Here is a 12,460-nt window from a genome sequence, read left to right on the forward strand (position 1 = left end):
CTCAAGTTGATCGGAGGCTGGATCGAAGACTATAACGAAAACCACCCGCACTCGGCCCTCAAATGGCGCTCGCCCCGCGAGTTCCGAAGGGCCCAAACCGAAACCGCTTAGGTGTCCGGTGAAACGGGGGCAGGATCACCCGTCTGGAAGACGGGGGGTTGGAACCTAGGAGTGGATACTCAAACGTTCAATTTCCCCGAGCCACCTCATAGCAACTCTCACCAGCTTTGCGTGCTTTCAGATCGCCACTCAGGCGCGCGCGTAGATATCCTCATAGCGCACAATGTCATCCTCCCCCAGATAGCTGCCGGTTTGCACCTCGATCAACACCATCGGCACCTTGCCGGGGTTTTCCATGCGATGCACAGCCCCAAGTGGAATATAGACCGATTGGTTTTCGGTCAGCAACTTGACCTCATCATCCACGGTGACCTTCGCAGTGCCTGCCACAACGATCCAATGCTCCGAGCGATGCACATGGCTTTGCAGCGACAGGGCGGCACCGGGATGCACATGGATGCGCTTGACCTGGAACCGATCAGCCGAAATCAGCGTCTCATACCAGCCCCAGGGGCGGTAATCTACGGGCAGTTGCACCGCCTGTTTGGCACCTCTTTCTTTGAGCGCTTTTACCACTTTCTTGACGTTCTGGCTGTCGGACAGATCTGCGACCATCACCGCGTCATTCATCGCTATGGCGACCACGTTCTTCAGGCCGATCCCGACCAACTCAATGCCGCTGTTCTCAGAGCGCAAAAGTGTGCCTTCGCAGTTGAAGGCAGTGGCATTCTCGGACAGCGCATTGCCTGCATCATCCTTATCGGATTCCTGCCAGACGGATTCCCAACTGCCCAGATCCGTCCAATGCCCTTCAAATCTTACCACGCTGACATTGTCCGCCTTTTCCATCACCGCATAATCAATCGATTCCTCGCGCACCTTGGCCCAGAGGTTCGGATCAATTCGGGTGAAACCAAGATCACTAACGCCGGCCTCAAGGGCGGCTTCAACGGCGGTGTAGATATCAGGGGCATGGGTGCGGAAGGCCGCGATCAGGGCCGAGGCCGAGGCCAGGAACACGCCCGCATTCCACAAATACCGCTTATCGGCGAATAGTTTTTCGGCGCGCGCCGCATCGGGTTTTTCGATGAACCGGGCCAGGGTATGCACGCCCTCATGTGTGGCCATGCCGGTCTCCAGCCAGCCATAACCGGTTTCGGCCCGTGCAGGTGCAATGCCAAAGGTCACGATCTGGCCCGCGGCGGCGGCGGGTTCGGCCAGCGCCACCGCGTCGCGGAAGGCCTGTGGATTGTCGACAGCGTGATCCGACGGCACCAGCAGGATCAGCGCATCTGGATTCTCGCGGGCGACGAAAAGGGCGGCCGCAATCGCCGCGGGCGCAGTGTTGCGCCCGTCCGGCTCGATCAGGATGCCCGCAGCAGGCACGCCGATTTCTTCCAACTGTTCCGAGACGATAAAGCGGAAATCATTGCCAGTCACCAGAATGGGGTCTGCAAAACCAGGCCCTGAAAAGCGCAACGCCGAAGCCTGAAACAGACTTTCGTTGCCAATGATGTCGGTAAATTGCTTGGGGAAACTTTTGCGGGATAGGGGCCAAAGGCGCGTGCCCGCGCCGCCACAGAGGAGAATGGGGGTGATCATATTATATGTGCCCTCAGCTAATATTTTGAATTATATCGTAATCTTTTGCGTAGTAATCATTCAACAGTGTGCTGATTTCTGGCGTGAGAAACGACTCCTTGGCGATCATAGGAAGCTTATCTAGCTCGCAGGGCAGAAGTTGATCAGCACCAGAATGAGGGATTCCGATCCCGCTACCAGATTTGTTGACCGGTGGCGCACTAAGATTCATTCCGGACATCCGTTCCAGATCCGCAACGGCTTGCGGTAACATATCGAAAGTATAGAGGTTCGACCACTCGTAATTGCCAATATAAAGATATTGTGGACGCCAATGTGGATCGAGGTTTTCTTCTGGTTGCTGCACGATGTATTCAACAAGGCTACGGAAGGATATTCCGAGGAAGTAGTCGGGGGTTCCCAGCCCTTCCTTCGCCTGCACATCGCGGATCACCGGAGAGGTATGATAGATGATATTCTCATGCGCTTGTCGGTTCTTTACAAATTTTTCGATATAAGCGCTCAACAGGCGCTGTGCAGGATCGCGCAGGATCGCGAATTTAAAATGATTCGGATCTGAAAGAACCGTTTCGACATCGTCCATATCGTAATCAGAAAGTTGCATCCCGGTACTGACGTGATCCGTCAGCATATGAACGTTGTGAAGGATAAATTCCTGATACTGATGCTCCGCTAACTTTACCATGGCCTGCTTGAAGAATGTACAGGCGTTCTTACCAATTGGACAATATACTATCTTCTTGTCACGGGAGAAAAAATACTGAGCTTCAGGCCAAACCAGCGCATTTTTGCGCGACTGCAATGATGCCTTAAATTCTTCTGATCTCAAAAGGGTAGAAATGAGAGCGCCTATATCTTCGAAATGCAAATCTGCTACTGCATGCGAAGGGCGGCCCAGAAGCATTCGATACGCATCGTCGATGATTGCCCTACTGACGCCTTGATGGGCCATTTGTTTGTTCCTTTCCAACACCAACGTTGAGAGGCGGATACCCCCAACGCGCGCAGTTCTTAAAAATTATCCTGTCAGATTAACTCCGGGTTAGCCCACATCTGAACCCCGTCTATGGCAATGACCGGCCGTCCGTTTTGCAGAGGCGCGATTGCGGGGCGGTCCATTTCCATCTGCCAGCCCGCATCAAGGAAGATCTTTTCCAACTGCCCTTCAATCGTGCGGCTGTGAGTGCCTATCAGAACCCGGCGCACATGGCTTTGCATACACGTAAAATTGCCCTCTACAAAATCGACTTCTGCGCCCTGAATGTCGATATGCAGAAGATCTATAATCGCGCCCTTGCTGAGAGAATCTAGCGGGTGACAATCAAGGATCTGCACATTTTGGTCCTGTTTGGCGGCGGCAAGCGTCTTGTCATCAGGAAAGAAGATCGCCTCGCCCCCCCATGCAGCACTGCCTGCTTCGGGCCTAGGAAAGATCGCCTTGCCCGGATGTGGGGCGGCAATTCCGTGGCAGAGGGTGAATTCGCCGCTGGTAAAGCCGTTCAGTGTCAGGGCCTGTTCGGCGTTCCGAAGGTGGTTGGCATCGCCTTCGATTCCAACCAGATCCACCTTCAGCCCGCGCGCGCGGGCGGCCACGCCGGTATTGATCAGCCAGCAGCCCCAGCCACAGCCCAGTTCAACGATGCGGAACGTATCCCTAGCATGGCTCACAGCATAGAGCGCCGAGGCCCATTCGGCGATATCGGCATGCCAATTGCCTGGATGGGGCTTGGCTTCGACGGACCCGGCCCGTGCCTCCAGAAGCGATGGGAACACCGATGGTCGAATTTTCGCAGACAGGAAGTTCTTGATGATGCCCTCTTCCGGCTGCTGGTCGGGGACATGAAAGGCCGCGATCAAACCCTCTGCGTCGAATTCGCAATAATAACAAAACAATGCGCGCTGTATTTTTTGTGCGTTACCAAACTGCATGAATGGTCTTTCAAATCTGTTCGATGGTTTTCAGTATTTCATTTATCCGCGCGGTGTAGCGCTTCGAAATCGCCTTGGCTGAGAAGTTCGCGCGGACATTCCGGAACGCAGCTTCGGCCTTGGCAATGCGCGCGGCGGGATCTGAATAGACCGTGTGCAGCTTGGCGGCTGCATCCGCCACATCCGGTTCGGCCCATTTCTGCCCTTTGCGTACAAAAATGTAGTCATCCGGGCCGAGCGTCGCTTCCTCGTAATCAACTAGCCAAGCGGTGTCCTCGGAACAGAATTCCATGTTCCCGGAATAAGCGGTGCAGACGACCGGAACCTTTAGGTTCATCGCCTCGATCATGCCAAAGCCCCACCCCTCCGACTTATGCAACGAGATGTAGCAATCCGAGGCAGCCTTGAGCTGTAAAAGTGCTTCATAGGTCAGGGTTTCATTCATCACCATGATACGCGCGTCGCGGGCTAGTATTGCATCGATCCGGCTCCACATCCGCGCCTGCACTGGGTCGGACACATTGTCCCTGTTTTGGGTCTTGATGATCAGGCGGACATCCTCGACACCCTCGAAGGCCTTCTGGAAGGCCTGCAAGACACCGATCGGGTTCTTGCGCTGGATAAAGGAATAGGAATCGAAGGCCACTAGGAACAGGAACTCGTCGCCCGCAAGGCGGAACCGCTGATTGATGAAGGCGCGCGCCGCAGTATGGTCGATCTCGTCCAGATCTTCATAGCACATGCCCACATTGGTGACCGGTTTGTCGGTGTCCGGCTGGTAGATATTGACCCCGTATTCGGTCGAGACCCAGATCTCATCCAAAAGCCCCATTCCGAGATAATGACACAAGGCAGGGCTATTCAATTCCCAGTAGAAATAGCCGATATTGTAAGAGTTTGAGAACACATCCGGCCCATAGGCAAAGGCCAGCGGGATGGATTCTGCGTTCAGGTGGATGAGGTTCACCTTGGCATCCATATAATCAGCGAGGGTGCCAACCTTGCTGAAGCCTTCGGGTGCGGGGTTGTCGAGGCCGAAATTGACGCAATTCATCTTCAGCCCGGTCTGTTCAAGAATGCCCGCAGACAGACGCGTGGCCTGCCCCAACCCGGAGGCTTTTTCAAAAGGGCCGATTAACTGGACGTCGACTGTCTCCTTACTGGTGACACGCGGCAGAGTCGCGGCTTCCAGCCGGTGACCGTCTTCGGTCACGGACAGGAAGTTGTGGCTGTAAAGATCATAACCCTGATCGCGCAAGGCAGCGGCAAAGCGGTCAAAATTGATCGAAGGCGCGGTTTTGGTCAGTGCCAGCGACTGGTAAAAGCTTTCAAAGATCGACGGGCGGCCTTCGGGTTTGTCGAAAAGCTTCACCAAAGACCGGTTTGGGATATAGCGCAGCAGATCCGGCCGGCGGATCCCCATCATCACCAGACACAGGGTAAAGATCTGTCTATCCTCGGCCCGCATCCCATTGAGGAAGTGGAACTGTGGATTTTCGCGGAGGAAATGATCCATAAAGGTAGAAAGCGGAAAGGCCTCATCCTTATGGCTTACATGGACCGCGCGCAGCAGGTCCACATAACGGGTGGGAACCAGGCAATCTTCGCAAAACAGGGCCTTGGCCTCGTTTGCAGCCCACCAATAGACAGTATTGGTGAAAAATTCATGATCGGACAGGTCGAAGGTTTCCAGCCGTTTCTTATTACGGACAAGCCGCCACCACATGACCCGGCTCAGGCTGTATTTCTGCCCCCCCATCACGACAGGTTCATTGAGATACGCGATCAGGTCGCGGGTCAGCGGAACCCGCAACCCGTTGCGCACAACCGCATAGGTGGTGAGATACCAGTTCAGGAAATGATCCCGGTCATCGGGATTTCCGTCCGTGTCAAAATCGCGTTCCTTGCGGGTGCGAAATTTGGTGTATTCCAGATAGGCGGGCAGTTTGCTCAAACCGCCATCATCAACCGCACCGGCCGGCAGGACGGTCTCGGTTGAAAAGAAAGTCTTCTGGCGGACTAGGTCAGCACGGTCATCCATAGACACTTTTTCGGGCGCGGTTTTCAATATCTTGTTCAGCAGCTCCAGATCACCAAACAGCAATTTGCGGCATTGGTCCATGTGAGGGGAGTTTTCCTCTAGCCCTCCCGACGACGCAGAGGGCAGATCATAGGAGCCGATCTCGTGATCGCTGCCATCCAGAACACGGACAAAGACCATACCCCCGCTTTTTTCTGCTGCGGTCAGGATGGCCTGACCGATGGGAAAGGAAAACCCGCACTGCCCGTCACCGATACCTGCATCACGGACATCGGCCCGAAAGATGTTAGCCACTGTCGTTTCCATCAGGCCTTCCGCAACGAACAGTCCGACGGTGATGGCACCCTCATTGGAGCCACTATGTGCTACCCAACCATGCAGTTCATTGCCAGTATAGCCATCGATATTGCCGCGGTAGGGGCCGGTTAAGTGCAGGCGGTGCGCATGAGGTGCCAAGGCCCCGCGCACCGTCGACTTCAGTTGTTGGTAACCTTTGAACATCTTCGGCCTCATACCTCAGGAAAGTTCATCATAATCGGATTTTGCCATCATTTCCGCCAGCTCGCGAATCTGAACCGTGGCCTTCCAGCCCAGTTTTTGTTCCGCTTTGCTTGGGTCGCCGATCAGCAGATCAACCTCCGCCGGACGGAAGAACTTTTCGTTTATCTCGACAACGCGCTTGCCGGTTTTTCGGTCGGTCGCGGTTTCATTCACGCCTTCGCCCTCCCAGGCCAGATCCATTCCAAGCGCTTCGGCGGCAACGGTTACAAAATCCCGGATCGTGGTGGTGACGCCGGTGGCCAGCACGTAATTGTCGCCCTCATCTTGTTGCAGCATTCGCCACATGCCTTCGACATAATCGCCGGCAAATCCCCAATCGCGCTGCGCATCCATATTGCCAAGCGCCACGGGGTCGGTTCCGCCCCGCGCAATTTTGGCCAGCGCCATCGTGATCTTGCGGGTCACGAATTCCTTGCCACGCAACGGGCTTTCGTGATTGAAGAGAATCCCCGAGGAGGCATGCATGCCAAAGCTCTCTCGGTAATTGGTGGTGATGTAATGGCCATAAACCTTGGCCACCCCGTAAGGTGAACGCGGGTAAAACGGAGTTTCTTCGGACTGCGGAACCGCCTGCACCAGGCCGAACATCTCGGACGTGGAGGCCTGATAAAAGCGGGTTTCAGGGGCCAGCGTGCGCAAGGTGTCAAGAATACGCACAACCCCCACACCGTTCACATCAGCCGCATAGATCGGTTGATCCCAGGACGATCCGACAAAGCTTAGCGCGGCCAGATTATAAAACTCATCGACCGGATTGTCACGGATCAGGCGGAAGATATTGTTCATCTCACTGAGATCAAATTCATGCAGCTGCACGTCTTTCAGGGCACCCACTTTTTCCAACCGAACGGTTTCGGACTGCGAGGTCCGGCGCACCCCGCCATGGACCTCATAGCCTTTTTCCAACAGCAGCTTGGCAAGGTAGGCACCGTCCTGACCGGTAATGCCGGTAACAAATGCTTTTTTCATGATCATCTTCCTTCAAAAACTTCTTCAGCCTGCACGCGCATGTGTTGGATCATCTGATAGTCTAGGGGTTCTTGGGGTCGCAATCTGTTATTTTGCGGCCCCTCTGATTTGGTCGATCTTCCGGCGAAGGATTGCCAGGCCGCCATCCAGAAGCGCTGCGGCCTCGGCCGCTGTGACCGCCTCGACATAGAGCCGTAATTCCGGAGCATTGCCCGACGGCCTGATATGCACAACGCTGCCCGTTGCGGTTGTCATCCGCACCCCGTCGGCCAGATCGGTCGCAGACAGGGTCTCACCCAAATGGCCGACAAATTCGACGCGCGCTTCAGGGGTATCCCGCAAGGCACCGGTCAAGATCGCCGACATCTCAGTTGGGATCTCGGTCAAGCGTTCGGTGCGGGTCACGCCGCCGGGCTCTGCCGCTGCCAGCGCGCTCAGGCTGCTGCCTTGCGCCTGCATCAATGGCACAATCAGCGGCAGAAAACAGTCCCGTGTCCAGAGCGGCGCGATAGGACCTGCCGGGCCTTGCGCGGTGAAGCCCAGAAGATAGCCGCCATTGGCCTCATAGCCTGCAACCTTGCCGCCCGCCGTTTCCATCCCGGCAATGACATGAGGGGATCCGATCTTGGTGCGGATGACACGCGCAAACCGCCCGCCGGCCTCGGCACCCGAATTGGAGGAAACCGGCGTCACCACCACCTCAGCTCCCATCGCAACCGAAGTGATCTGTCCCAAAAGGTCGCCCGGAATGATCGTGCCGGTTTCATCGGCCAGCATCGGTCGGTCCGCATCGCCATCGGTGGAGACCACGCCATCCAGCCGATCTTCTGCCACCCAGGCCCTGACCTGGGCGCGGGTGTCTGCATCAACCGCCTCGGTATCGACGGGAATGAACGTTTCCGATCGGGCCAGTTCCACCACATCGGCACCAAGCGCTGTCAGGGTTTCCGCCAGCAGATCGCGGCCGACCGAGCTGTGAGCGTAGTTTCCGATCCGCAAGCCCTTCAACGCCGCGGGCCCGAAAGCCGACACATAACGCGCAACGAAACGGGCCCCGGCATCCGGGTCGCTACGCTTGGCGGCAGTCCCCGGCCCTTTCGCTGTGCCCCTGCCCAGATGCGCCAGAATGGCGGCCTCATCGGGTTTCGATATCTCGCCACGCGGCGTATAGAATTTCAACCCGTTGCGATCGGCGGGGATATGGCTGCCGGTGACCATGATGGCCCCACCGCCCGCCGCCATCGAGGCCAGCGCCAACGCAGGTGTCGGCAGGGCCCCGCAATCGACCACATTCACGCCGACACCCAGTGCCGCCGCTGCAACCGTTTCGGCAATCATCGGTGAGGACGGTCGCAAGTCACGCCCGACATAGAGATCCCTAATCTCGGGAAAGGCGGCCAGAAACGCCGAAACATGGTCCGCGATCAACGCGGGTGTCATCTCCACGACAAGGCCGCGCAACCCGCTTGTGCCAAATTTGGGGGGCAATTCGGATATCCTTCTTACTTCCTTTGACCCGATCCGCCCTGTGGCATCCCTGCCGAGCGGACCGCGCAAGCCTTGCGGCCGGGCTGTCTATGGGCCGATTGTCCCGCTCTTTGTCTGATTTGACGTCCATTGCCAACTGCTGCGGCACATATCCGCCAGGGTTTTCCGGGTCCGGAACCCCAGAATTTCCGCCGCACGCTCGACCCGGGCGCAATAGATCGGCACATCGCCCGGGCGCCGCGCAACAATCTCATGCGGCAAGGCGCGTCCCGAGGCTGCCGCGTAGGCGGCCAGCATCTCCAGCACCGAATAGCCCTGCCCGGTGCCCAGATTGACCAAATGGCCCTGGCCGGTTTCCAGCAGATGTTGCAGGGACAGGACATGCCCGTGGGCCAGATCCTCAACATGGATATAGTCGCGCACCCCGGTGCCATCCGGGGTCGGGTAATCATCGCCAAAGACCTGCAGGGTCGACATCTCTCCCGCCGCCACTTTTGCAATATAGGGCATCAGGTTGTTGGGCGTGTCCGAGGGATCCTCACCGATCAGCCCGCTTTCATGTGCGCCTGCCGGGTTGAAGTAGCGCAGGATACCAAAGGCCCAGGCCGGATCTGATGCGGCAAGCTGTTCCAGCATCTCCTCGCCGGTGATCTTGGTCCAGCCATAGGGGTTCATCGCGCGGCGCGGCGCGGTCTCGGGCGTGGGCGTCTCATCAGGGATGCCGTAGACGGTGGCCGAGGAGGAAAAGACCAATCGGTGACAGCCTGCGGCCTCCATCGCTTGCAACACAGCTGTCAGCCCGCCGATATTGGTCTCAAAATAATCCAGCGGGCGGACCATGCTTTCGCCGACGGCCTTGCGCGCCGCAAAATGGATAACCGCATCAATTTTGGTTTCGGAAAAGATCCGGTCCAACAGACCCCGGTCCAGAACACTGCCGCGAATAGAGCGCACGGGCGCGTCTGTGATCTCTGCCAGCCGGTCCGGCACATTCGGGCTGGAATTGGAAAAATCGTCTAAAATCAGAACCGAATGCCCGGCTTGAACCAACGCCACATAAGTGTGCGAGCCAATATATCCGGCCCCACCGGTCAAAAGAACCGTCTCAGTCATTGCTTTGTCTTCCCACCCGATCTGCACAAATCTTCTTAAACGCCAAACCCCTGCCACAAAACCGTGAAGATGCCTCCTGCTTCATCCGTCATCCCTGATCCTACACGTGGGGGCGTGTCGCGAAAGGGGCCGGGGGTGGTTCAGTTTTCTTACGTTACGACGCTGTCGGACTCTGCCACAGGCGTGACCACAAATGTGACCGATCTGGATGTCGGATGGAATGCGCAAGGCGACGCGATGCTTTATGCCACCAGCCGGTCAGGCGATAGCATCTCTGTTTTCAATGTCGCCGCTTCCGGATCCGCGACCCGCGTGGATCAGCAAAGCCTCGGCGATGACACAACCGCGCTGGAGCTGATCGATATTGGCGGCGTCCTGCATGCCGTTGCCATGGGCCCGACCAATCCCGACCCGACAACCTACCGCATCAATGCCAACGGGACGCTGTCGAGCGGTTCCACCATGGGCCTGGCCGCCACCGGGGGCGAGGCCAATACCATAGTGCAGACCCAAACCGCGGGCGGCACCTATCTTTATGCCACCGCCGATTCCGGCGCGGTGATGTCGTTTCGCCAGGATGCCAACGGGCAGGTGCAGGCCCTGAACGCCGCCGCCCTGCCTGGCGGGGCCTCCCGGTTGCTGGCGGTCGAGGCCGGATCCGGAAACTACCTTCTGGCAGTGTCAGACGATGGCACCCAAGTGACCAGCTATATGGTCAATAATGATGGCAGCCTCAGCCAGCGCAGCACGATCGGGGCGGCGCAGGGGCTTGGCGTGGCCGGAATCAGCGCACTGGAACAAATCAGCCTGCAGGGCGAAATATATGTCATCGTGGTTGCGCAGGGCAGCTCATCGCTCAGCGTTCTGCGCCTTGATGACAATGGCGGTCTTAGCGCCACCGATCAGGTGCTGGATGATCTGAACACCCGGTTCCAATCGGTGGTCAGCCTTGATGTGGTCAGCCTTGGCGATCAGGTCTTTGTCGTGGTGGGCGGCGCGGATGATGGGGTATCGGTCTTTGCGCTCCTGCCCGGCGGCACCTTACTGCACATGGCCACGCTGACCGATAATTTTGACATGACCCTCGACAATGTCTCCTCGGTGGCCGCAATTGCGCAAGATGGGCTGATCCAGATTTTTGTTGGTAGTGAAACAGAGCCCGGCATTACCCAACTCGCCTTCGATCCCGGCCCCCTCGGGGACACTCTCATTGGCACATCGGGCAATGATCTGATGCCCGGCACCGGGCGAGGCGAAATTCTGTCAGGCGGGGCAGGCGATGATTTTCTACGCGGGCGCGGCGGCGATGACATCATCATGGATGGGGCCGGGCGTGATCGCCTGGAGGGCGGCGGTGGGCGCGACATCTTTGTCCTCAGCGCCGATGGAGACTATGATCGGATCATGGATTTCAACCCGGCCGAGGACAGCATCGACCTGTCGGCCTGGGCCATGCTGCGCAATATCGGGCAGATCATATTTGAACAGACCAGTGATGGTGCCCGCTTGCTTTTCAGCAATGAAGAGCTGCGGATTCATTCTTTCGATGGCCTGCCGCTGACCGAAGCGCAGATCCTGCACCCGGGCCTGATCAACCTGTCCCGCGTTCCGGTGGGATCGACCACGGCCATGACCAGCTTTATCGGCAGCAACGGTGCCGATACGCTCACTGGCGATGGCGCGGCGAATACACTTCTGGGGCGGGGTGGATCTGACAGTTTATTTGGCGGTGACGGTGCTGATACGTTGGATGGCGGCGGGGGCAATGATTTCCTGCATGGCGAGGCCGTCGACAGCAGCTTTGATCCGGTCGCGGCGCAGGTTTACCGGCTTTATCAGGCGACGCTGGACCGCGCGCCGGATGCCGCCGGGCATAGCGATTGGACCGCACAGCTGCTGAGCAACGCAATGACCCTGCAACAGGTCGCCAATGGTTTTGTCAATTCGTCCGAGTTTCAGACCACCTATGGTGCCACCACCAACACCGAATTCGTCACCCTGCTGTATAACAACGTGCTGAATCGCGCCCCGGATGCGGGCGGGCTGGCGGGTTGGGTCGGGCAGCTCGACAGCGGGGCCCTGACCCGCGCCGAAGTGGTCACGGGGTTCTCCGAAAGCCAGGAATTCCGCACCAATACCGAGGCAGAGGCCCTGAATTTCAGCCGCGCCGGCTATCAGGCCGGCTGGTCCGACGATGTCTATCGGCTCTATCAGGCGACGCTGGACCGCGCTCCCGATCCAGGCGGCTTCGACAACTGGACCGAGGCGCTGGCGGGCGGCACCGATTACCTCTCGGTGATTTCGGGCTTCGTCAACTCGACCGAGTTCCAATCCACCTATGGTGCCACCACCAACGCGGAATTCGTCACCCTGCTGTATAACAACGTGCTGAACCGCGCCCCGGATGCGGGCGGGCTGTCGAGCTGGGTGGGTCAACTCGACAATGGGGCCCTGACCCGCGAACAGGTCGTGCGCGGCTTTGCCCAGAGCCTTGAGTTCCGCATCAACAGCGCCGATCCGTTGGAGACATGGATGCGCAGCCAGGGCGGTGATCGGCTGAGTGGCGGATCCGGAGATAATATCCTCTTTGGCGGCATCGGCGCTGATTTCTTCGTCTTTGACACCAACGATGGCGGCACGCAAACAATTGCCGATATGGAGGCCTGGGATACCGTCGAGATCGCAAACTCAGGCTAT

Annotated in this window: 9 protein-coding genes; 2 read left to right on the forward strand and 7 right to left on the reverse strand. The window is 57.8% G+C overall.

Translation table 11 applies throughout. The features are described 5' to 3' along the window. On the forward strand, positions 1-111 hold a 111-nt coding region (locus tag ACW8PS_RS13610), incomplete at its 5' end, for an integrase core domain-containing protein (protein WP_491526311.1). 138 nt (positions 112-249) lie between these two features. Here ACW8PS_RS13610 and ACW8PS_RS13615 read toward each other — a convergent pair. The 7 genes from ACW8PS_RS13615 to galE all read right to left on the reverse strand — a co-directional run bounded on the left by ACW8PS_RS13615 (position 250) and on the right by galE (position 9,763). Then, a complete protein-coding gene (locus ACW8PS_RS13615; protein ID WP_491528030.1) occupies positions 250-1,662 on the reverse strand; it encodes a mannose-1-phosphate guanylyltransferase/mannose-6-phosphate isomerase in 1,413 nt (470 codons plus the stop codon). A 13-nt stretch (positions 1,663-1,675) separates the two neighbouring features. Next, positions 1,676-2,614: a sulfotransferase family 2 domain-containing protein gene (locus ACW8PS_RS13620; RefSeq protein WP_491528031.1), complete on the reverse strand. Its 939-nt coding sequence runs from the start codon at positions 2,612-2,614 to the stop codon at positions 1,676-1,678. 74 nt (positions 2,615-2,688) lie between these two features. Beyond that, positions 2,689-3,519 (reverse strand): class I SAM-dependent methyltransferase, encoded by an 831-nt coding sequence (locus ACW8PS_RS13625; protein ID WP_491528033.1) that lies wholly within the window; start codon positions 3,517-3,519, stop codon positions 2,689-2,691. 82 nt (positions 3,520-3,601) lie between these two features. After that, positions 3,602-6,133: a glycosyltransferase gene (locus ACW8PS_RS13630; RefSeq protein ID WP_491528034.1), complete on the reverse strand. Its 2,532-nt coding sequence runs from the start codon at positions 6,131-6,133 to the stop codon at positions 3,602-3,604. A 15-nt stretch (positions 6,134-6,148) separates the two neighbouring features. Then, a complete protein-coding gene (gene gmd, locus ACW8PS_RS13635) occupies positions 6,149-7,162 on the reverse strand; it encodes a GDP-mannose 4,6-dehydratase (protein ID WP_491528035.1) in 1,014 nt (337 codons plus the stop codon). An 87-nt stretch (positions 7,163-7,249) separates the two neighbouring features. Further along, on the reverse strand, positions 7,250-8,650 hold the full coding sequence (locus ACW8PS_RS13640) for a phosphohexomutase domain-containing protein (RefSeq protein ID WP_491528036.1): 1,401 nt from the start codon (positions 8,648-8,650) through the stop codon (positions 7,250-7,252). An 87-nt stretch (positions 8,651-8,737) separates the two neighbouring features. After that, on the reverse strand, positions 8,738-9,763 hold the full coding sequence (gene galE, locus ACW8PS_RS13645) for a UDP-glucose 4-epimerase GalE (protein WP_491528037.1): 1,026 nt from the start codon (positions 9,761-9,763) through the stop codon (positions 8,738-8,740). 135 nt (positions 9,764-9,898) lie between these two features. Between galE and ACW8PS_RS13650 the strand changes: the two genes are divergently transcribed. Then, the coding region (locus ACW8PS_RS13650) for a DUF4214 domain-containing protein (RefSeq protein ID WP_491528038.1) at positions 9,899-12,460 on the forward strand (2,562 nt) is incomplete at its 3' end.

The organism is Alterinioella sp., assembly GCF_058343375.1.